Raw genomic sequence first — 19,298 nt, 5'->3', positions numbered from 1 at the left:
GAACGGCAGAAGAAGAGGAGAAGCACCCCATGACGCAGTTCCAGGCCCGAGAGGACGGCTGGGGCGCCGTCGCCCGCGTCGGTGTCGTCGTTCCGCACGCGGACGTCGGGCCGGAGTCCGAGCTCCAGGCCATGGCCCCGCGCGATGTCTACATCCACGGCTCCCGCGTCCACTTCGGGGCGATGCGGCCCGGTGGCGAGATGGACCCCAAGATCCCGCACGACCCGGTGCGCGCCTTCATCGACCCGCCCTTCATCGACGACGCGGTCGAACTGCTCGCCGCCTCCCCGCTGGACTCCATCGCCCTGGGGTTCACCAGCTCCGCCTACGTCCTGGGCGCCGACGGCGAGCAGAAGCTCTTCGAGCGGCTCGCCGAGCGGACCCGGGGCATCCCGCTCACCGGCACCACCCACGCGGCCACGGCCGGCTTCCGGGCCCTGGGGGCCGAGCGGATCGCGCTGGTCAACCCGCCGTGGTTCGACGACGAGCTGTCCGCCCTGGGCGCCTCCTACTTCGGCGAGCGCGGCTTCGACGTCGTCCACCACGCCCCCTGCGGTCTCCCCAGCAACCAGAAGCTGATCACCCCGGAGGCCCTGGTGCAGTGGATCGAGTCCACCGTCGCCCCGCAGAAGCCGCAGGCGGTCCTGGTCGCCGGCAACGGCATCCGCGCCGTGGGCACCATCGCGGGCCTGGAGGAGCGGATCGGCTTCCCCGTCCTGACCGCCAACCAGGTGCTCTTCTGGCACGCGCTGCACCTCGCCGGCGGTACCGAGGCGGCCGCGCGGATCAGCGACTACGGCGCCCTGTTCGGCGTCCGCCCGGAACCCGGGAGCGTGACCGGATGAGCCTGCTGCCCGCGTACGGCTACCAGGCCGCCGTGCAGGAGACCTGCGACACCCCCGAGTACCACATGCCCCTGGTGTGCTGGCACGACGACGACAACGGCGTGCGCGGCCTGGTGCTGTACCGCGGGGCACTGCGCCCGGCGGAGCAGGTGCCGGGGTTCCGGCGCTATCTCGCCGCCGAGGGTCTGGAACAGTACGCCACGACCGGCCCGTGGCCGCTGCTCGCAGCAACCGCCTGATCCGACCCGTGGCGGGGGCCGGCCGGGTCCCCGCCACATCAGGAGCCGTATCGACATGACACACGACCTCAAGTGGTCCGACGCGCCCCCGGGGGAGGTCCGCGACCAGGTGGGCGTCTGGATCGTCCGGGCCCCGGCCGGGCAGCGGCTGCCGCCCGACGGGTCACCGCCCGGCTGGCTCGACGAGAAGGAACGGAGCCGGCTGGCCGCGATACCGCAGCGCTCCGGCAAGGAGGCCTACGCCTTCGCCCACTGGGCGCTGCGCAGCGTCCTCGGCTCCTCACTCGGCTGCCCGCCCCGGGGCGTCGCCTTCCTGCGGCAGCCGTGTCCCGGCTGCGGCGGGGCGCACGGCAGGCCGGCCATCCGTGATCCGGACCGGGGCGGCGAACCCCCGGAGTTCTCGATGTCGCACAGCGGGGACCACGTCGCCATCGCGGTGGCCGAGGCCACCATCGGCATCGACATCGAGTGCCATCCGACCCCGGAGTCGGTGGCGGGCTATCTGCCCTTTCTCCACCCGAGGGAACAGCAGTGGCTGGGCGGCCGTCCGGCCGATGAACTGGTCCGCGACTTCGCCCGGTTGTGGACCCGTAAGGAGGCCATGGCCAAGGCGACCGGCCAGGGCATGGCGGCGGTCATGAACCGGCTCGACCTCACCGGACAGCCGCTCGGCTGGCGGGTGAGGCAGCTGATCGCCCCACCCGGGTACGAGGCCAGCTTCGCCGTTCCGGCGTCGGTGCACGTGGACGTCATCATGTACGAGGACCTCCCGCACCCGATGCCGGAGGCGGAGCTGGAGCCGGTCTGACCGGTGGCGGGCGGTCCGTACCTCCGAGCGAGGAGGTACGGACCGCCCGCCGCGTCACGTCGTGGGCCCCGGGGAGCAGGCCCTCATCCGGCGATGGTCACCTCGGAGGTGAAGACCTGGACGCCGTCCTGCTCGATCGAGACGGGCACCCGGCGCCTGCCGGGGCCGACGGGTGCCGGGGAACCGGCCACGACCACGGCCGGAGCGTCGAGTTCGACGTACCGGACGAAGTTCGTCCGCATTCCGATGACCGCTGCGGTGGCCCCGCCGACGGCGCGCGCCGCCTGCCGGGCGGCCTCCAGCAGGAGCATCCCGGGCGCGTGGTCGACCGGGTGGTCGAAGAGCACCGGGTGGGCGGTGTCCACCCGCAGCAGCCACCGGCCGGGTCTCTCGCCCCCCAGGGCCGGCGAGAGGACCACGTCGGCCGGGGAACCGCGGCCCACCCGGTGCGGCTCCACCGGCGGGCCCGCCGGGAGGCGGTTCTCCAGTGCGGCGTCGATGTCCGCGTAGCCCCTGCGCATTCTCCGGTAGACGGCCGCGGGCTGGTCGTTGAAGCGGGTGTGCGCGATCCCCATGAGTCGCTTGCCGAGGTGGACGTCGATGTCCATCGTCATGCCCGCGAACCTGTTGCCGCGCCGGACCACGTCCGAGCAGGACACCACCAGACGCACCTCGTCCTCGGCGGTGGTGACCAGGGCGGCCAGCGGCTCGACCGCGAAGTCTAAGCACTCCCACGCCTGCTTGTGCTCCCGAGGAACGCCGTGCACGGCGTGGGAGAGCAGCGGCACTGTCTGGCGCACGGTCTCCGCGAGCAGCAGCGGATCGTACGCGCCCTGCGACGGCTGGTAGAACGCGTGCCCCTTCGGCCAGCGGGCCGTGATCACGAAGCGTCCGGAGTCTTCCTCGGTCCACGTCCTGAGCAGTACTTCCTCCCCCCGGAGCTTGTGCACCTGCCACTGGTGCACCTGAGACTGCTGGACCGGCTGTACGCCACGGCTCAGTACGGAAACAGACAACGTGGACCCCCCACGATCGGTCGTTGCTCACGGATGACTGCGCAGAGGAGCGACATGAGCACCCCCCGTGCCGACTCAAAAATAATGTTTCTTTTGTTTTGCTGGGTCAAGAGCAACGCGAGCCTGACTTTTTTTGGCGTCCAGGAGTATGCATAAGCAACTTAACTGGAACAAACGGGACTTGCCCTGGCGCCGGTCGGGCCGGATAACATAAGGGTCATTCTTTTTGGGAAGGTGACAGGGCATGGCACAACCGAAACAGGAGCGAGCGGAGCAGACCCGCCGCGCTCTCCTCCACGCGGCAGCAGAGGTGTTCGACGAGTTCGGCTACGCGGGTGCAAGCATCACGCGCATCCTCAAGCGCGCCGGTGTGACGGCCGGAGCGCTCTACTTCCACTTCGGCTCCAAGGAGGACCTCGCCAAGGCGGTGATGAACAGCCAGCCGGAGACCCTGGTCCCGCTGGTGGCCGCCGGGGGCCTGCAACGGCTCATCGACATCACGCTCGTCTGGTCGTGGCAGCTCCAGCGCGATCCACTGCTGCGGGCCGGCGTCCGGCTGACCAACGAGCAAACCTCCGTGGGCGGTCCGGCCAACGCCGACCCGTACGAGAAGTTCCGCGCGATCATGACCGGGTGCCTCCAGGACGCCCAGAACGACGGCGAGCTCCAGCCCGGCGTCGACCCGGTCGTGGTCGCGGAGTTCGTGGTCGCGGCCTGTACCGGGATGCAGATGTACTCCAACGTCGTCAGCGGCCGCCAGGACCTTCCCGAGCGCACGCAGCAGATGTGGAACCTCATCCTTCCGGGCATCGCGGTCCCGTCCGTGATCACGCGCGCCGACGCGACCCCTGCCCGGGGCGCCGCGATGACGCCCTGACCGCTCAGCCCGCCGACCGTTCCTCCCGCCTCGAACGAGCCTCAAGGAGCCCCATGCTTTCCTTACGCCTGGCCGCCCTGAACATCGACGGTGTCCTGCTCAACGACACCTTCAGCCCGGTGATCCACCAGTTCGTCGTCAGCCGGGGCGGGACCTACTCGGCCGCGCTGGAGCGATCGGTCTTCTCCCAGTCGCAGCACATAGCCGGGCAACGGCTCGCAGCCGCCGTGGGCGGCGGCATGACGGGCGAGGCGGCGCTCGCCGCCTACTTCGAGGAGCGCGCCGCCCACGTCGGCCGGCACCCGGTCACGATCACCCCGGGCACGCACCGCCTGCTCCTCCGGCTGCGGAGCGCGGGCCTGCGCACGGTCTGCTACGGGGGCCTGGGCAAGGAGCACTTCGACCGCCATCTGGGCCGCTACGCCCACCTGTTCGACGGCCCCGGCTACGTCAGCACCAACGACATCCGCCCCGGTCTCCGGGAGATCACCGAGGACGTCTTCGGGCTCCGTCCCGCCCAGGCCCTCTTCGTCGACGACGTCGCCCGGGTCGCCGAGGAGGCCCGCGCGTTGGGCACCGCCTTCGTCGGTCACCCCTCCGCCTTCGCCCACAGCCACCAGCGCACCCTCATGCGGGAGGCGGGCGTACGCCACATGGTCGACCGCCTGGACGCGCTCGACGACGGTCTGCTGCACCGGATCGACCAGGAGATGAGCACGGGCACGTTCTGGAGCCCCGCCCTCGTGGCGGCCGGCCGGGAGAGACAGGCGTGACGCCGGGCGGACCGCTGCTGTCCGGCAAGGTGGCGCTGATCACCGGCGCCTCCAGCGGCATAGGCGCCGCGGCCGGCCGCCACTTCGCCGCCGAGGGAGCCGCCGTCGTGCTCGTCGCCCGCCGGGCCGCCCAGGTGGAGGAGGTCGCCGAGCGCATCCGGAAGGACGGCGGCCGGGCCGTGGCCGTACCGGGTGACGTCACCCGCCCCGCGGACATGGAACGGGCCGTCGCCACGGCGGTCGACCGGTTCGGCAGCCTCGACTGCGCGTTCAACAACGCCGGGTACGCCAGCGCCGGAACGGTCCTGCACGAACTCCCCGACGACGTCTTCGACCGCACCCTGGACGTCAATCTGCGCGGTGTGTGGAACTGCCTGCGCGCCGAGATCCCCGCCATGCTGGAGGCCGGCGCCGGAGCGGTCGTCAACACGTCCAGCGTCGCGGGCGTACGGGCCACCGCCGCGTCGGCGCCCTATGTGGCCGCGAAGCACGCGGTCATCGGCCTCACCAGGGCGGCGGCCGCCGAGTACGGCGAGCACGGCATCCGGGTCAACGCCCTCGTGGTGGGCGGCACCGACACGGAGATGATGGACTCCTTCCGCTCCACCGGCCTCACCGTGGACGCGGGTTTCGGCTCGCAGGGCATCCAGCGGCGGCTGGCCGATCCGGTCGAGATCGCCCGCGCCGCCGCCTGGCTCTGCTCGGACGCCGCCTCCTTCACCACCGGGACCGCCCTCGCGGTGGACGGTGGACGGACGGCGAAATGACGACGGAGCCCACGCCCGGGACGGCCCGGACCGCCTCGTGAGGACAGCGGCGCGCGGTACGACGGCACGCCCCCGGCGGCTGCCGCCCATTCCTGATGGGAGGCAGCCGCCGGGGGCGTACGTTCGCGGGGCGTCAGACCTGGAGCGCGCCGGGCCGGTCCGCGACCTGCTGGGCCGCCGGGGCCGGGGCGGCCGTCTCGGGCTTCGTACGGTCGGCGAGCTTCAGCCAGATGACACCGACGATGATGACCGACAGCCAGATGCCCTTGGCCAGGGTCAGGGTCTCGTCGAAGAAGACGGGGCCCAGGACGGCGGCGCCGACCGCGCCGATGCCCGCCCAGACGGCGTATCCGATGCTGACCTCGATCGTGCGGAGGGCGAGGCTCAGTGCGTAGAGCGTCAGCAGGAAGAACACCACGGCGACCAGGGACCAGGTCAGGACGGTGAACCCTTCGCTGCCGCCGACGGCCAGCGCGTAGCCGATCTCGAAGACTCCGGCGAGCAGGAGCGAGAGCCAGGCGTTGGTGGAGGTCTTGGCTTCGTTGGACATGGGAGGTGGATCCTCTCTGGGGTGGCGTCAGATGGTGGGCGGGAGGCACCGCGTGTGCGGTCGGGGGTGGTGCACCCGGGCTCAGGCGGAACCGCTCAGCTGGAGGCCGACGACGCCACCGATGACGAGGACGATGCCGATCGCCTTGTTCCAGTTCAGGCGCTGGCCGAAGAAGAGCGCGCCGAGGATGGTGATGCCGACCCCCGCCACGGAGGTCCAGAGGGCGTAGCCGACGCCGACGTCGAAGGTCAGCAGCGACTTGCTGAGGAAGAAGGTCGCCAGGGCACCGCTGATCAGCGTGATGGCGGTCCACTTGCGGTTCTTGAAGCCCTCCGCCTTTCCGGCGGCGATGGCGACAGCGATCTCGAAGGCGACGGCGATGGCGAGGTAGAGCCAGTGCATGGGAGGTCCTTCCGGGCGGTGGGTGAGGAGGAGTTCGGGCGTGGGGGACGGCGTGCGGCGGTGTCGCGGAACCGGGTCCGGGTCAGTGCCGGGGCCGGCTCATGGTGAGGAAGTCCTGGAACGGCACTTCCGCTTCGGGGAGCTGGAGCGCCGTGACCTTGATGGGCCAGTGCTCGGGGTCCTCGGCGAACAGGGAGTACGAGCCGGTGTAGTCGAAGCCGTACCGGGCGGCGGTCCGGCGGTCGGCGGTGTGCACGATGTGGCCGATGCCGGCGAACCGCGCCGCCATGTAGCACAGGGCGCAGGGCTCGCCGGAGGCGATCAGGGTGGCCCCCGCCACGGCGCGCATGCCGTGCCGCGCGGTGGCCTGCCGGAGGGCGACGACCTCGGCGTGCGCGGTCGGGTCGTTGTCCTCGCGGACCCGGTTGAAGCCGGTACCCAGGATGCGTCCGCCGCCCACGACGACACCGGAGAAGGGAATGCCGCCCTGGGCGACGTGCTCGCGGCTGAGCCGGATCGCTTCGTGGGCGAAGCCCATCAGTTCGCTGTCGTGTGTACCCATGAGCAGTTCGTCTCCCGAGTTGCCCTGTATCCATTTTGCCTGCACATGCAAGCATATAGTTTGCGTGGATCTCCGCCAGCGGCGCGACCCGATGCCTTAATCTTGCATGTGCATATAACGAGTGTCAAGCGGACGCATACGTAAGGGCGTTGTCCAACGTCGCCAGAGGCTCCAGCACCTGCGGGTCGAACGCCGTCGGCAGAGCCCCCGCGGCCGCCTTGTGCGGCAGGTCGGGGTTGGCCAGCGCGCCCGTACCGATCGCCAGGACGTCCGCGTGCCCCTCGTCCAGGACGCGCCGTGCCACCGCTTCCTCGTGGAGCCCGCCGTTGGCGATCACGGGCACTCCGGTGACCTTCCGGGCGAGCCCGGGAAGCGTGGGGCCGTCCGGCAGCCAGTCCCGTCCGCTGCCGGCGAGGTGCAGATAGTCGGCCCCGGCCCCGACCGCCGCCCCGAAGAGTGCGGCCGCCTCGGCGTCGCCCCCCTGCCACCGCCAGCCGAAGTTGTTGATCTTCCCCTGGGAGAGCCGGACGCCGACCGTGAAGCCGGGTCCGGCCGCGGCTCTGACCGCCGCCGTCACCTCCCGCAGGAGCCGTGAGCGCCCCTCGATCTCCCCGCCGTACACGTCGGTGCGCAGATTGGTGTACGGGGTGAGGAACTGGTCGAGCAGGTAGCCGTTGGCGGCGTGGATCTCGACGCCGTCGAAGCCGGCGCCACGGGCGCGTACCGCTGCGGTGGCGAACCCTTCGACAGCCTCGCCGATCTGGTCGGAGGTCATCTCCAGCGGTACGGGCCACGGGCCGCTGCCCCGGTACTTGGCCAGCTGCTCACCCATCGGACGGACCGCCGACGGGCCGGCGGTCCGGTCCCGGAACCGGTTCCCCTGGGCCAGGGCCCCGGCGTGCATCAGCTGGAGGACGATGCGCGCGCCGGCGGCGTGCGCGCGGTCGACGACGCCCCGCCAGGCGGCGGCCTGCGCCTCGTCCGTGATGCCGGGCTGGTGCAGGTAGCCCTGGCCGAAGGCGGTGTCGGTGTAGGTCCCCTCGGTGATCAGGAGCCCGAAACCACCCTCGGCGAAGGCGCCGTAGTAGGCGGCCATCTGCTCGGTGGCCCGGCCGTCCTCGGTGGCCGAGACCCGGGTCATGGGGGCGACGGCGAATCGGTTGCGCAGCTCCAGACCCGCGAACCGGCAGGCGGCGAGGGCGGGATGGGGCGCGCGCGACGCGCTGGTGCGGGTGTCGCTCACCTCAGCACGTCCCGTCGATGCCGCAGGCCGCGCCGTAGCCGGCTTCCTCCGCCTGCCGGGCCTGCGCGTCCAGGATCGCCTTGCGCAGCTGGGCGGGGCGCGGGACGCCCTCGATCCTGATGTCCCCGACGAGCAGCGTGGGGACGGACCGCACCTGGTGGGCGGCGGCCTCCCGCAGCGCCTCCTGGTGCCGGGCACGGTAGGTGCCGTCCGCCAGGGCGGCACGGAACCCGGCCTCGTCCAGGCCGATGCCGACGGCCAGTGCGGCGAGGACGTCGACCTCTCCCAGGTCCTGGTCCTCCTGGAAGAAGGCACGGAACATCCGCTGGTTGTAGGCGTCGCCCAGGCCGTGCTCGGCCGCGTACTGGTACCCCTCGAAGGCGAGGGCCGTGTAGGGCTGCGGCGAGACGGTGGGGAGCGTGATGTCGACGCCCAGCCGACGGGCCATGGGGTAGACGGCCCGCTCCCAGATGGCGGGCAGATACTCGTCCTCCGGCCGCAGGGTGGGCTGGGGGTGGGCACGCAGCTCGAAGGGCATCCACTCGACTTCCACCTCGACGCCGACGTCCTTGATCGCCTCTTCGATGGGCCCCTCGGCCAGCATGCAGAAGGGGCAGACGTAGTCGGACCAGATCTTGATCTTCACGGGATCAGCCATGCCAGGCTCCATCTAATTGATCGCGCAAGCAACAACATCTCTCGACGGATTGACGAGTGATGGAAGGGATCTCAGGAAGGTTGCACGATCATGCACTTAAGTGTCAAGCCCGGCCGTACCGCCCCGGGCGCGCCGGACAACGAGAACGGCGGTGGCCCCCAGCCTCGGAAGGCTGGGGGCCACCGCCGCGGTGATGCCCGGGTGCGCTAAAGGAACGAGTTGATCTCGATCGTCTCGGTCCGGCCGGGGCCGACGCCGATCGCGGAGATCGGGGCGCCCGACATCTCCTCCAGCGCCTTCACGTAACCCTGCGCGTTCTTCGGCAGGTCGGAGAAGGTCTTGGCCTTGGTGATGTCCTCGGACCAGCCCGGCAGGGTCTCGTAGATCGGCTTCGCGTGGTGGAAGTCGGTCTGGTTGTACGGGAGCTCCTCGACGCGCTTGCCGTCGATCTCGTACGCCACACAGACCGGGATCTGCTCCCAGCCCGTCAGGACGTCGAGCTTGGTGAGGAAGAAGTCGGTCAGGCCGTTGACCCGGGTCGCGTACCGTGCGATCGGGGCGTCGAACCAGCCGCAGCGGCGGTCACGGCCGGTGGTGACACCGCGCTCGCCGCCGATGCGCCGCAGTGCCTCGCCGTCCTCGTCGTGCAGCTCGGTCGGGAACGGACCGGCGCCGACCCGCGTCGTATAGGCCTTGAGGATGCCGATGACGCGGCTGATCTTCGTCGGGCCGACACCGGCACCGGTGCAGGCGCCGCCCGCCGTCGGGTTCGACGAGGTGACGAAGGGGTACGTGCCGTGGTCGACGTCGAGCAGGGTGCCCTGGCCGCCCTCGAAGAGCACGACCTTGCCGTCGTCGATGGCTTCGTTCAGGATCAGGGTCGTGTCGGCGACGAACGGCTTGATCTGCTCCGCGTACTGGAGCATGTCCTCGACGACCTTGCCGGCCTCGATCGCCCGGCGGTTGAAGACCTTGGCCAGGAGCTGGTTCTTCTGCTCCAGGGCCGCCTCCACCTTCTGCTCCAGGATCGACTCGTCGTAGAGGTCCTGGACGCGGATCCCCACCCGGTTGATCTTGTCGGCGTACGTCGGGCCGATGCCCCGGCCCGTCGTACCGATCTTGCGCTTCCCGAGGAAGCGCTCGGTCACCTTGTCGAGCGTGACGTTGTACGGAGTGATCAAATGAGCGTTGCCGCTGATCAGAAGCTTGGACGTGTCGACGCCTCGCTCGTTCAGACCGCTCAGCTCGGAGAGCAGGACCGCCGGGTCGACCACGACACCGTTCCCGATGACCGGGGTACAGCCCGGCGACAGGATTCCGGAGGGGAGGAGATGAAGTGCGTACTTCTGGTCGCCCACGACGACCGTGTGACCGGCGTTGTTACCGCCCTGGTATCGCACGACATAGTCCACGGATCCACCGAGGAGATCGGTGGCCTTCCCCTTGCCCTCGTCACCCCACTGAGCACCGAGCAGCACAAGTGCGGGCACAGGCGTACACCCCTTCCGGGCGGGGCATGTCCAAGGTCAGGGGGCGTACGTCAAGGTCGTACCTGCCGTACGACGATGTACGGCAGAGCCTGAGCCGTCGAACCGGGTGCCCCGGAATAGACGAAGCCCCTGGCGCAATAGCGCAAGGGGCTCTTGCACCAAGATGCTACCCGAGGAAGGACCGAGGTGTCGGCTGCAGAGCCCCCCGGCGACGGCGACGACCAGCTCCTGGTGGTCATCGACCCGGTCGCCCGCCGGAGCGACGGCGAGTCCGTCCGTATCGCCAAGGACGTGCTGAGCGCCGGTGCGCACGCCAAGATCTGCCTTCCGGACACCCCCGAGGAGTTCGCCCGGGCCCTGTCCCGGCGGGGTGCGCGCAGGCCCGTCGTCGTCGGTGACGACCATGCGCTGCTGCGCGCGGTCGCTCAGCTGCACCGCGAGCGGGAGCTGGCCGCCGGCGTCCTCTCCCTGATCCCCGTCGGCGCGGCGCACGCGCTGGAGGTGGCCCACGCCCTCGGCGTGCCCCGGGGCGCGGTGGCGGCCGCCCGGACCGCGCTGGACGGTGCGGTGCGCCGCCTGGACCTGCTGGTCGACGACAGCGACGGCGTGGTCCTGGGCCGCCTGCGCATCCCTGCCCCGCCTCCTCCCCCGCCGCCCGCCTCCGGGAACCCGCACGCGGGCGTCACGGCCGTCTGGGACACCTGCCGCTCGCTGGTGTCGTCCCTGGTCCGCCCGGTCCCGGTCGCCGCCTCGACGCACCCGGGCACGCACCGCCTGCGCATCGAGGCGGACGGGGTGCTGCTGAGCGATCTGGACACGCCGGTCCGGGGCCTCTCGGTGACCTCCCAGGGCGGCGGGGGCCTGGCCGACGTCGTCGTCCGCACCGGTTCCGGCGAGGACGTGACGGCGGAGGCCAAGGCCGTCACGGTCTCCGGCGCGGACTTCCGCTACCGGGCCGACATACAGACCGGGGGGCCGGTGCGGACCCGGACCTGGACGGTCCGGGCAGGCGCCTGGGGGCTGATGCTGCCGGGCCCGGCGAGCGCGGACGCGGCGGCGGGCGCACGCTGGTAGGAGACGGCCCCGAGCCGTCCCGTTTCCTTCCCGGTCCCGGAGGTGACCGTCATGACCAGGATCGCTGTCGGATGGCACATCGACCTCGAATTCGAGGAGGACACCCACCGCACGCGCGCGGCGGCGCTCGTCCGCCTCTCCGACGGAACAGAGGTACGCGCCCACGGCTACGCCAGCCGCCACCCCTCGGACGCCGACCAGCAGCGGGTGGGCGAGGAGATCGCGGGGGCCAGGGCGCTCAACGAACTGGCGATGAAACTGCTGACCAAGGCGCACGACGAGATCGACGAGGCGTCGGGGCGCACGTCGTACCCGCTGGCCCCGTGACGGGGTTCCGCCCCGGCACGCTCCCCGACCGGCGAAGAGCGTGAAGAACGGAACCGCGCCCGCGTCCGTCGCGTCTCCCCGCTCATGGAGATCCAGAACTCGCGCCGCGAAGCCGTTGCCGGAACCGCCGGCTGCGCGACCGCCTTCGCCGGAGCGCTCGCGGGCATCGTGCTCTGGGCGCCGCACGGCAAGGGCGGTTTGCTCGACGGCTTCGAAGGCGCTTCCAACTGGAACGTGCTCTGGGTCGGCCTGCCCCTCATGATCCTCGGCGGGGCCGCGGCTGCCCTGGCCGTGTTCTTCCTCGTCCGGCGCGACTGGAAGCGGGCGCTCGGGCTCGTCGCGGCCATCGCCGTTCTCTTCGCCCTCGGCGTCGCAGCGGACGCACTGGCCGGGGCCCCGAGGCCGGAGTGCTACGACCCCTGCTGACCCCGCCCCGGCCGGACGCCTACACCTCCGCCCGCAGCTCCTTCACACCCCGGATCACGTACCCCGGGTGCCACTCCGGCTCCGCCGTCATCCGCAGCGCGGGCGCCTTGCGCAGCAGCTCCCCGAAGGACGCGGCCAGCTCCAGCCGGGCGAGCGGGGCGCCCAGGCAGAAGTGGATGCCCGCGCCGAAGGTGATGTGCGGGTTGTCCGTACGGGACAGATCCAGGGTGTCCGGGTGCGCGAACCGCTCCGGGTCCCGGTTCGCCGAGCCGAACAGCAGCGCCACCTCCGCGCCCCGCCCGATCACCTGGCCGTCGATCTCGATGTCGTCCAGCACCCACCGCTCGAACATCTGCAACGGGGTGTCGTAGCGCAGCAGCTCCTCGATCGCGGTGGGCAGCAGCGCGGGGTCGGCGCGCAGGGCGGCCAGCTGCTCCGGGTGGTGGAAGAGGGTCCGCCAGCCGTTGACGGTGGTGTTCACCGTCGCCTCGTGGCCCGCGTTCAGCAGCAGCACACAGGTCGAGATCATCTCCTGCTCGGTCAGCCGCTCGCCCTCGTCGTGGGCGGCGATGAGCGCCGAGATCAGGTCGTCGCCGGGGTTCGCCCGCCGCTCGGTGATCAGCCCGCGCAGATACGCGGAGAAGTCGACCGAGGCGCGGACGGCGGCCCGCGCCACCTCCTCCGACGGGTTCAGCTCGAACATCCCGCAGATCGCCGACGACCAGGGCCGCAGCAGCCCCCGGTCCGTCTCCGGGACGCCCAGCATCTCCGCGATGACGGCGACCGGCAGCGGCTCCGCGACCTCCGCCAGCAGGTCGCCGCCGCCCTTGGCCACGAACGCGTCGACCAGCTCGGCCGCCAGCCGCCGCACCGTCGGGGCGAGGTTCTCGACCGTGCGCGGGGTGAACGCCTTCGAGATCAGCCGCCGGATCCGGGGATGGTCGGGGGCCTCCAGGTCGAGGATGCCCTGCCCGTTGAGCGTGGTGAACGGCTCGTGCTCGGGCGCCGGCGGGGTCCGGCCGAACTCCTCGTGGCTGAAGCGGTGCAGATACGTACGCCCGAGCCGCCGGTCGCGCAGCAGGGCCGATACGTCGGAGTGGTGCGGGATCAGCCACTGCCCCGTCGGCTCGAACCAGTGCGCCCGGCCGGCGGCGCGCAGCGCGGTGTAGGCGGGGTAGGGATCGGCGACGAACGCGGGCGACCAGGGATCGAAGGACACGTGCATGGCCCGACGCTACCCGCGCTCGCGCTCGCCGCAAGGGGTCCGGCACAGGCCGGCAGCTCCGGCTACCCCGGGGTGACCAGCCGTGCCTCGTACGCGAACACCGCCGCCTGGGTCCGGTCGCGCAGCCCCAGCTTCACCAGGATGCGGCTGACATGGGTCTTGATCGTGGACTCGGCGACGATCAGATGCGAGGCGATCTCCGCGTTGGAGAGCCCCTGCGCGATGAGAACGAGCACCTCCGTCTCGCGCTCGGTGAGATCGCCGATCCGGGCCAGGGCGGGCGGGCGCGGGGTCTCCGCGAGCTTGGAGAACTCGGTGATCAGCCGCCGGGTGACCGTCGGGGCGAGCAGCGCCTCGCCCGAGGCCACCACCCGTACCCCGTCGGCGAGCTGCCGGGCCGAGGCGTCCTTGAGGAGGAAGCCCGAGGCCCCGGCCCGCAGCGCCTGGTAGACGTACTCGTCGAGGTCGAAGGTGGTCAGCACCAGGACCTTCGCGTCGGCGTCGCGCGCGACGATCTCGCGGGTCGCCTCGATGCCGTTCATCTCCGGCATGCGGATGTCCATCAGGACGACGTCCGGGCGCAGGGCGGCGACCTGGTCGAGCGCCTGCCGGCCGTCCAGCGCCTCGCCCACGACGGTGATCCCGGGCATCGCGTTGAGCAGGACCGAGAAGCCCTCGCGGACCATCATCTGGTCGTCGACGATCAGGACCCGGATGTCGGTGCCGTTCATGCCCGGCCGTCCTGTGCGCGTTCGATGACGACGGTCTCGCCGTCGCCTTCGGCCGTGTCCCGGACCTCCGGGCGCTCCGGACGCTCCGGCTGCTCGGACAGCGGTACGGGGAGGAACACCGCGACCTCGTAGCCGCCGTCGGCCGTCGTCCCGGCCGTCATCTCGCCGTTCAGCATCGCGACCCGCTCCCGCATCCCGGTGATCCCGTGCCCGGCCCCGGGCGAGGGCTTGACCAGGCCCCGCGGGGGCCCGTTGACCACGCGCAGCCCGAGCCCGCCGAGGACGTAACCGAGCTCGACCCGGGCCGAGGCGCCCGGCGCGTGGCGCAGGCTGTTGCTCAGGGCCTCCTGGACGATCCGGTACGCCGACAGCTCGACGCCCTGCGGCAGCTCGCGGACGGCCCCGGTGATCACCTTCTCCGTCTCCAGGCCCGTCTCGCGGACGTTGTCCAGGAGCCCGTCGAGCGCGGCGAGGGTGGGCTGCGGGGCGTCGGGGGCCTCGTAGTCCTCCGCGCGGACGACTCCGAGGACGCGGCGCAGTTCGGTGAGGGCGGCCACGGCGTTCTCCCGGATGGTGACGAAGGCCTGCTCCAGCTCGGGCGGCGGGTTCTCGACCCGGTAGGGGGCGGCTTCGGCCTGGATCGCGACGACCGACATGTGGTGGGCCACCACGTCGTGCAGCTCCCGGGCGATGGTGGTGCGCTCCTCCAGCAGCGTGCGCCGGTCGCGCTCGACGGCGGTGACGGTGCGCTGCACGGTGACCTCGCGTTCGGCGTCGCGCCGGATCTGGACCACGGCGACGACGAGCAGCGCGAAGGCGGAGAGAGTGACCACGGGCGCGGTGATCGACGGGTCGCCGCCCTCCAGCAGCATCCCGAAGAACAGCGTCAGCAGCCACATCCAGACGGCCGCACGGGGACGGGTCCGGGCGGCCACGACCACCAGGACCACCACCTGGGCCACGAAGGCGCTCGGCCCCCACAGTTGGCCGGCCAGGATCCCGCAGAAGACGGTGGCCAGCATCGACGCCCAGAACGCGGCGACCGGCCTGATGAGGGTCATCGCCACCGGAATCGCGGGCACCACGCCCATCAGGAAGCGGTAGTCCCACTCGGCGAAGCCGGCCATCATCACGATGAAGGCGGCGAACAGCACCAGGGCGTGCGGGGTCCAGACGACGCCCTTGCGCAGCCCCTCGGGCAGCCGCCGGACGACCCGTCCGTCGGGGCTCAGCGGCGGAAGCGGCCGGTAGGCGAACACATTGCGCAGGAGGTCGTCCCGCAGGCCGTCTATCGCCCCTGCGGCTGCCCGGAACTCCGGGCTACTGGTCTTCGTCTGGGTCTCGGTCACGCTTCCACGGTAGGCGGCGGCGAACGGCGGGTCGTCACCATCACTACCGATTCCGAGCCGTCCCCCTCAAGGACTACCCGGCTCCGCCGCCCTGCGCCAGGGACCGGAAAATACCAGGTCAGCAGCGGTTTCAGGGCGAGGGGGTGTTGCCCCGCCCGGCAGGGAACTCACCAGGCGAGCTGGGTGATCTCCTCGGCGACGACAGCGCAGGCGTCGGCGGCCGGATCGATCAGCGGAAAGTGCCCGACGCCGCCGAGCAGCGTCAGCCCGACCGTCTCACCGGCCTTGGCCGCCGCGTCGACGTACGCCTCGGAGACGGCCTGTGGGACGACGATGTCCTCGACGCCCTGCACGATCGCGGTGGCGATCCCGGTCGGCAGCAGCACCCCGGGGTCGGCGTGCGCCGCCCGGTCCGCGAAGCCGGCCTCCCCGCCCAGGAGCTGCGTGACCGCACCGCCGCACACCCCCAGGCCGACCGCCGCCGCGAAGTCCGCGATCGGGGCCAGGGCGACGACCCCGCGCAGCGGCGGCGGGGCGGGCAGCCGCCACGGCGACCCCTCGGGCAGGACGTGCCGCGCCGCCGCCCAGAGCGCGAGGTGGCCGCCCGCGGAGTGCCCGGTGACCACGATCCGCCGCACATCGGCGCCCGGCAGGGCGCGGGCGGCCAGCACGGGCATCGCGTCCACGGCCGCGGCCACGTCGTCGAAGGTCTCCGGCCAGCGCCCCGCGACCGGGCCCGCACCGGCGGCCCCGGCCCTTTCCCCGCCGCGCTGCTGCGGGATGTCGTCGCCGCCGCGCCGGTACTCCACGTTGGCCACGGCGAAGCCCCGGCGGGCCAGGAAGTCCGCGAGCGGGGAGACATGCGCCCGGTCGTACGGGGCACGCCAGGCGCCGCCGTGCAGGAGGACGACGAGCGGGGCGGCGGCGCGGCCGTCGCGCGGGGCGTAGAAGTCGACGACCTGGTCGGGGTGGTCCCCGTAGCCGGCGGTGGCGTCGGGGGCAACGGGAGGATGGGCGAACGCCGACGCTTCCTCCGCCTCGTCCCGGGCTCGCGCCGCAGCGTCCGGGGAACCGGGGGAATCCGACATGCCGCTCAACCGTCCTCTGCCCGTGGCCTGCGCCTGTGCTCCGCGCCAGTGCTCTGCGCCTGTGTTCTGTGCCTGTGTCAGGTTCCCAACTGGGTTGACCTGCGGGGACGGTACCAGCACTCGGCACCGTCCCCGCCCGCCCGCAGCCCCATTGACGGGCTGTCAGTCGCCCGGGTTCTCCGCCAGCACCTCGGCCAGTACCCGCGCCGCCCGTTCCACGTCGGCGAATCCGACGTACAGCGGGGTGAAGCCGAACCGCAGCACGTCCGGCCGCCGCAGATCGCCGACGACGCCCCGCTCGACGAGGCGGCGCATCACCGAAGCGGCGTCGTCGCAGCGCAGCGCGACCTGGCTGCCGCGTTCGACGTGCGCGGTCGGGGTGACGGAGGTGACCCGGCCCGCCGGAACATACGCCTCCACGCACGCCAGGAAGAAGTCCGTCAGCGCGAGGGACTTGGCCCGTACGGCGTCCACCCCCACCCCGTCCCACACGTCGAGCGCCGCTTCCAGCGTCAGCATGGAGACGATGTCGGGGGTGCCGACCCGGCCCCGTGCGGAACCGTCCGCCGGGGCGTAGCCGGGAGTCATGCCGAACGGGTCGGCGTGCGAGTTCCAGCCCGGCAACGGCGAGTCGAAGGCGGCCTGATGGCGCTCGGCGACGTACAGGTAGGCGGGCGAGCCGGGGCCGCCGTTGAGGTACTTGTACGTACAGCCGACCGCCAGGTCCACCCCGTGCTCATCGAGCCCGACGGGCAGTGCGCCCGCGCTGTGGCAGAGGTCCCACACCGCGACCGCGCCCGCCGCGTGAACGGCGGCGGTCAGCCCGGGCAGATCGTGCAGCCGGCCGGAGCGGTAGTCGACGTGGTTGAGCAGGACCACGGCGGTACGGGGCCCGAGCGCGGCCGGTACGTCGGCGGGGGCGACGGGCACGATCCGGTGGCCGGTGAGCCGGGCGGCGGACGCCGCGATGTACCCGTCCGTGGGAAAGGTCGTCGCGTCAACCAGGATCTCGTCGCGTCCCTCGCCCGCGATGCGGGCCGCGGCCACGACGGCCTTGAAGACGTTCACGCTGGTCGAGTCGGAGACGACGATCTGCCCGGCGGCGGCCCCGACGAGCGGGGCGATCCGGTCGCCGATCCGCTCGGGCGCGGTCCACCAGCCGCTCTCGTCCCAGGACCGGATGCGCAGCTCGCCCCACTGGCGGGTGAGGACGTCCTGCACGCGGGCGGGGACGTGGAGGGGCAGCGCGCCGAGTGAGTTGCCGTCGAGGTAGACACCACCGTCGAGTGCGAAGAGCTCGCGACGGTCGGCCAGCGGATCGGCGGCGTCGAGCTCCAGCGCCCGTACCAGGAGATCTTCCGTCCCGGACGCGGACGTGGTCGTGGCCGTCTCAGACATGGCTGCGCGCCGTCCACAGCTCGGGGAACACGTTCTTCGTGGCGCGCTTCTCCAGCCAGGCGACCCCGGCGGACCCGCCGGTGCCGGTCTTGGAACCCATCGCGCGACGGGTGGCGACGAGGTGGTCGTTGCGCCAGCGCCACACCAGCTCGCCGACGTCGGTGAGCAGCTCACCGAGGCGGACCAGCTCGTCGTTCTGGTCGTCGGAGGCGTAGATCTCCGCCCACACGGCCTCGACCTCGGGGGACGGCTCGTACCGCTTGGTGAGGTCCCGGGTGATGACGGCCTCGGGGATGGCGTACCCGCGCCGGGCCAGCAGGGCGAGGGTCTCGTCGTAGAGGCTGGGCTCCCCGAGCGCCTTCTCCAGCTCGGCGTACACGCGGGGCGCGCCCCGGTGCGGCACCAGCATGGACGCGGACTTGTCGCCGAGGAGGAACTCCATCCGCCGGTACATCGCGGACTGGAACCCGGATCCCTCACCGAGGGAGCCCCGGTAGGAGTTGAACTGGGCGGGGGTCAGTCCGGCGAGCGGCCGCCAGGACTCGTTGAGCGCCTCCAGCTCGCGCAGCGAACGCTTCAGTGCGTCGCGCGCGACGGGTATGCGGTCCTCGCGCAGGGCGCGGGTGGCCGTCTCCCACTCATGGACGATGACGGTGAACCACAGCTCCATGACCTGGGTGGTGACCAGGAAGACCATCTCGCCGGGATCGTCCGAGCGCAGGTGCTGGAGGTGGGTCAGGACATCCGCCTGGACATAGTCCTCGTACGGAGTCGTTCCCGCGAAGTCCAGGTACGGGGTGTCCGCACCGGTGGCTTCGGGGTCGGGGTGGTTGGTCGACATTTCTGTCTCCTCGACACGAGCTTCCGGGTAGCGGTCCGCCCCTTCCGTGAGGTGATGGAGCTCCGGTCCCCTGCTCGCATACTAAGCCGCTCCCCGCCCGGCGTGCTCGGGAGGGGAGCGGCTTAGCCCTGCGCGGCCCGGCTGGTGCGCGGCCGGGCTCAGCCCAGGATGTCGGCGGCGGTCGGCGAGGAGTCGCGCAGGAACGTCGTGCAGCGCTCGTGCTCCTCCGTCTCGCCGATCGCGCCCGCGGCCCGGGCCAGGGCGTGCAGGGCGCGCAGGAAGCCGCGGTTCGGCTCGTGCTCGAACGGGACGGGCCCATGGCCCTTCCATCCGGCCCGGCGCAGGGAGTCGAGGCCGCGGTGGTAGCCGGTACGGGCGTACGCGTAGGACTCGACGACCCGGCCGCCCTCGAACGCCTCGTCGGCGAGCTGCGCCCAGGCGAGCGAGGAGGTGGGGTACTTCGCGGCGACCTCGGTGGGCGGGGTGCCGGCGGCGAGCAGCTCGCGCGGCTCGGGGTCGTCGGGGAGGTGGGTCGGGGCGGGGCCCCCGAGCAGGTTCTCGTGGATGGACATGGTTCAAGTGTGCCTGCCGTCACGCTCCGGCGGGACC

General features: G+C 71.9%; 23 protein-coding genes. 9 read left to right on the top strand and 14 right to left on the bottom strand.

Features of this window, described 5'->3' with window-relative positions:
* The first annotated feature begins 29 nt into the window (after nt 1-29).
* Genes CCZ36_RS18840 through CCZ36_RS18830 form a run of 3 tightly spaced genes read left to right on the top strand, consistent with a single transcriptional unit; the run spans nt 30 to nt 1,892 of the window.
* Nucleotides 30-845: a maleate cis-trans isomerase family protein gene (locus CCZ36_RS18840; RefSeq protein WP_069740806.1), complete on the top strand. Its 816-nt coding sequence runs from the start codon at nt 30-32 to the stop codon at nt 843-845.
* Complete coding sequence (locus tag CCZ36_RS18835; protein ID WP_019763170.1) at nt 842-1,084, top strand: DUF6253 family protein; 243 nt, start codon at nt 842-844, stop codon at nt 1,082-1,084. Before CCZ36_RS18840 ends, CCZ36_RS18835 begins: the two co-directional genes overlap by 4 nt.
* Before the next feature lie 55 nt (nt 1,085-1,139).
* Nucleotides 1,140-1,892 carry a 4'-phosphopantetheinyl transferase family protein gene (locus tag CCZ36_RS18830; protein ID WP_069735577.1) on the top strand — a complete coding sequence of 251 codons (753 nt, stop codon included), beginning with the start codon at nt 1,140-1,142 and terminating at the stop codon, nt 1,890-1,892.
* A gap of 83 nt (nt 1,893-1,975) precedes the next feature.
* Here CCZ36_RS18830 and CCZ36_RS18825 read toward each other — a convergent pair whose 3' ends face one another.
* Entirely contained in the window at nt 1,976-2,857 is an 882-nt protein-coding gene (locus CCZ36_RS18825) for a ScbA/BarX family gamma-butyrolactone biosynthesis protein (RefSeq protein ID WP_079133914.1), read from the bottom strand.
* Between the two features lie 295 nt (nt 2,858-3,152).
* Between CCZ36_RS18825 and CCZ36_RS18820 the strand changes: the two genes are divergently transcribed.
* From CCZ36_RS18820 to CCZ36_RS18810, 3 genes are read left to right on the top strand one after another with little or no spacing between them, the layout of a single operon-like run.
* Complete coding sequence (locus CCZ36_RS18820) at nt 3,153-3,785, top strand: ScbR family autoregulator-binding transcription factor (protein WP_128818178.1); 633 nt, start codon at nt 3,153-3,155, stop codon at nt 3,783-3,785.
* A gap of 53 nt (nt 3,786-3,838) precedes the next feature.
* Entirely contained in the window at nt 3,839-4,558 is a 720-nt protein-coding gene (locus CCZ36_RS18815) for an HAD family phosphatase (RefSeq protein WP_128818177.1), read from the top strand.
* Nucleotides 4,555-5,325 (top strand): SDR family NAD(P)-dependent oxidoreductase, encoded by a 771-nt coding sequence (locus CCZ36_RS18810; protein ID WP_079149435.1) that lies wholly within the window; start codon nt 4,555-4,557, stop codon nt 5,323-5,325. Before CCZ36_RS18815 ends, CCZ36_RS18810 begins: the two co-directional genes overlap by 4 nt.
* Before the next feature lie 133 nt (nt 5,326-5,458).
* Here CCZ36_RS18810 and CCZ36_RS18805 read toward each other — a convergent pair whose 3' ends face one another.
* The 6 genes from CCZ36_RS18805 to CCZ36_RS18780 form a co-directional block, all read right to left on the bottom strand.
* Nucleotides 5,459-5,875 (bottom strand): DMT family transporter, encoded by a 417-nt coding sequence (locus tag CCZ36_RS18805; protein WP_069735581.1) that lies wholly within the window; start codon nt 5,873-5,875, stop codon nt 5,459-5,461.
* Nucleotides 5,876-5,956: 81 nt separating this feature from the next.
* A complete protein-coding gene (locus tag CCZ36_RS18800; protein WP_030722115.1) occupies nt 5,957-6,277 on the bottom strand; it encodes a DMT family transporter in 321 nt (106 codons plus the stop codon).
* An 82-nt stretch (nt 6,278-6,359) separates the two neighbouring features.
* Nucleotides 6,360-6,839 (bottom strand): nucleoside deaminase, encoded by a 480-nt coding sequence (locus tag CCZ36_RS18795; RefSeq protein ID WP_069735582.1) that lies wholly within the window; start codon nt 6,837-6,839, stop codon nt 6,360-6,362.
* Nucleotides 6,840-6,963: 124 nt separating this feature from the next.
* Nucleotides 6,964-8,082, bottom strand: coding sequence for an oxidoreductase (locus CCZ36_RS18790; protein ID WP_128818176.1), 1,119 nt, complete (start codon nt 8,080-8,082; stop codon nt 6,964-6,966).
* Nucleotide 8,083: 1 nt separating this feature from the next.
* Entirely contained in the window at nt 8,084-8,740 is a 657-nt protein-coding gene (locus CCZ36_RS18785; protein WP_069740802.1) for a DsbA family oxidoreductase, read from the bottom strand.
* A gap of 206 nt (nt 8,741-8,946) precedes the next feature.
* Nucleotides 8,947-10,230, bottom strand: coding sequence for an adenylosuccinate synthase (locus CCZ36_RS18780; RefSeq protein ID WP_006126334.1), 1,284 nt, complete (start codon nt 10,228-10,230; stop codon nt 8,947-8,949).
* A 186-nt stretch (nt 10,231-10,416) separates the two neighbouring features.
* Between CCZ36_RS18780 and CCZ36_RS18775 the strand changes: the two genes are divergently transcribed.
* The 3 genes from CCZ36_RS18775 (at nt 10,417) to CCZ36_RS18765 (ending at nt 12,057) form a co-directional block, all read left to right on the top strand.
* Nucleotides 10,417-11,304: a diacylglycerol kinase gene (locus CCZ36_RS18775; protein ID WP_069735585.1), complete on the top strand. Its 888-nt coding sequence runs from the start codon at nt 10,417-10,419 to the stop codon at nt 11,302-11,304.
* A 51-nt stretch (nt 11,305-11,355) separates the two neighbouring features.
* Nucleotides 11,356-11,631, top strand: a complete 276-nt coding sequence (locus CCZ36_RS18770; protein WP_069740801.1) for a DUF1876 domain-containing protein — start codon at nt 11,356-11,358, stop codon at nt 11,629-11,631.
* A gap of 84 nt (nt 11,632-11,715) precedes the next feature.
* Nucleotides 11,716-12,057 carry a DUF1109 family protein gene (locus CCZ36_RS18765; protein ID WP_069740800.1) on the top strand — a complete coding sequence of 114 codons (342 nt, stop codon included), beginning with the start codon at nt 11,716-11,718 and terminating at the stop codon, nt 12,055-12,057.
* A gap of 19 nt (nt 12,058-12,076) precedes the next feature.
* Here CCZ36_RS18765 and CCZ36_RS18760 read toward each other — a convergent pair whose 3' ends face one another.
* From CCZ36_RS18760 to CCZ36_RS18730, 7 genes are all read right to left on the bottom strand, one after another.
* Nucleotides 12,077-13,282 carry a cytochrome P450 gene (locus CCZ36_RS18760; protein ID WP_128818175.1) on the bottom strand — a complete coding sequence of 402 codons (1,206 nt, stop codon included), beginning with the start codon at nt 13,280-13,282 and terminating at the stop codon, nt 12,077-12,079.
* Between the two features lie 62 nt (nt 13,283-13,344).
* Nucleotides 13,345-14,013 carry a response regulator gene (locus CCZ36_RS18755; RefSeq protein WP_069735589.1) on the bottom strand — a complete coding sequence of 223 codons (669 nt, stop codon included), beginning with the start codon at nt 14,011-14,013 and terminating at the stop codon, nt 13,345-13,347.
* Nucleotides 14,010-15,362 carry a sensor histidine kinase gene (locus CCZ36_RS18750; protein ID WP_069735590.1) on the bottom strand — a complete coding sequence of 451 codons (1,353 nt, stop codon included), beginning with the start codon at nt 15,360-15,362 and terminating at the stop codon, nt 14,010-14,012. Before CCZ36_RS18750 ends, CCZ36_RS18755 begins: the two co-directional genes overlap by 4 nt.
* Nucleotides 15,363-15,529: 167 nt before the next feature.
* A complete protein-coding gene (locus CCZ36_RS18745; protein WP_128818174.1) occupies nt 15,530-16,450 on the bottom strand; it encodes an alpha/beta hydrolase in 921 nt (306 codons plus the stop codon).
* A gap of 162 nt (nt 16,451-16,612) precedes the next feature.
* The gene (kynU, locus tag CCZ36_RS18740; RefSeq protein WP_069740621.1) at nt 16,613-17,848 is read right to left on the bottom strand and encodes a kynureninase; all 1,236 of its coding nucleotides are present in this window, start codon (nt 17,846-17,848) and stop codon (nt 16,613-16,615) included.
* Nucleotides 17,841-18,689, bottom strand: a complete 849-nt coding sequence (locus CCZ36_RS18735) for a tryptophan 2,3-dioxygenase family protein (RefSeq protein WP_069740620.1) — start codon at nt 18,687-18,689, stop codon at nt 17,841-17,843. Before CCZ36_RS18735 ends, kynU begins: the two co-directional genes overlap by 8 nt.
* 158 nt (nt 18,690-18,847) lie before the next feature.
* Entirely contained in the window at nt 18,848-19,261 is a 414-nt protein-coding gene (locus tag CCZ36_RS18730; protein ID WP_030578682.1) for a DUF3151 domain-containing protein, read from the bottom strand.
* Between the last annotated feature and the right edge of the window lie 37 nt (nt 19,262-19,298).

Source organism: Streptomyces sp. S063 (assembly GCF_002832675.1).
GTDB lineage: Bacteria > Actinomycetota > Actinomycetes > Streptomycetales > Streptomycetaceae > Streptomyces > Streptomyces sindenensis.
The sequence above is the reverse complement of the archived record's forward strand: the minus strand, read 5'-3'. Positions and strand labels throughout refer to the sequence as shown.

What these genes read in the sequence shown, in the direction of transcription:
- CCZ36_RS18840 (WP_069740806.1), top strand. Translation starts at nt 30, where the DNA reads ATGACGCAGTTCCAGGCCCGAGAGGACGGCTGGGGCGCCGTCGCCCGC.
- CCZ36_RS18835 (WP_019763170.1), top strand. Translation starts at nt 842, where the DNA reads ATGAGCCTGCTGCCCGCGTACGGCTACCAGGCCGCCGTGCAGGAGACC.
- CCZ36_RS18830 (WP_069735577.1), top strand. Translation starts at nt 1,140, where the DNA reads ATGACACACGACCTCAAGTGGTCCGACGCGCCCCCGGGGGAGGTCCGC.
- CCZ36_RS18820 (WP_128818178.1), top strand. Translation starts at nt 3,153, where the DNA reads ATGGCACAACCGAAACAGGAGCGAGCGGAGCAGACCCGCCGCGCTCTC.
- CCZ36_RS18815 (WP_128818177.1), top strand. Translation starts at nt 3,839, where the DNA reads ATGCTTTCCTTACGCCTGGCCGCCCTGAACATCGACGGTGTCCTGCTC.
- CCZ36_RS18805 (WP_069735581.1), bottom strand. Translation starts at nt 5,875, where the DNA reads ATGTCCAACGAAGCCAAGACCTCCACCAACGCCTGGCTCTCGCTCCTG.
- CCZ36_RS18800 (WP_030722115.1), bottom strand. Translation starts at nt 6,277, where the DNA reads ATGCACTGGCTCTACCTCGCCATCGCCGTCGCCTTCGAGATCGCTGTC.
- CCZ36_RS18795 (WP_069735582.1), bottom strand. Translation starts at nt 6,839, where the DNA reads ATGGGTACACACGACAGCGAACTGATGGGCTTCGCCCACGAAGCGATC.
- CCZ36_RS18785 (WP_069740802.1), bottom strand. Translation starts at nt 8,740, where the DNA reads ATGGCTGATCCCGTGAAGATCAAGATCTGGTCCGACTACGTCTGCCCC.
- CCZ36_RS18770 (WP_069740801.1), top strand. Translation starts at nt 11,356, where the DNA reads ATGACCAGGATCGCTGTCGGATGGCACATCGACCTCGAATTCGAGGAG.
- CCZ36_RS18765 (WP_069740800.1), top strand. Translation starts at nt 11,716, where the DNA reads ATGGAGATCCAGAACTCGCGCCGCGAAGCCGTTGCCGGAACCGCCGGC.
- CCZ36_RS18760 (WP_128818175.1), bottom strand. Translation starts at nt 13,282, where the DNA reads ATGCACGTGTCCTTCGATCCCTGGTCGCCCGCGTTCGTCGCCGATCCC.
- CCZ36_RS18755 (WP_069735589.1), bottom strand. Translation starts at nt 14,013, where the DNA reads ATGAACGGCACCGACATCCGGGTCCTGATCGTCGACGACCAGATGATG.
- CCZ36_RS18745 (WP_128818174.1), bottom strand. Translation starts at nt 16,450, where the DNA reads ATGTCGGATTCCCCCGGTTCCCCGGACGCTGCGGCGCGAGCCCGGGAC.
- kynU (WP_069740621.1), bottom strand. Translation starts at nt 17,848, where the DNA reads ATGTCTGAGACGGCCACGACCACGTCCGCGTCCGGGACGGAAGATCTC.
- CCZ36_RS18735 (WP_069740620.1), bottom strand. Translation starts at nt 18,689, where the DNA reads ATGTCGACCAACCACCCCGACCCCGAAGCCACCGGTGCGGACACCCCG.
- CCZ36_RS18730 (WP_030578682.1), bottom strand. Translation starts at nt 19,261, where the DNA reads ATGTCCATCCACGAGAACCTGCTCGGGGGCCCCGCCCCGACCCACCTC.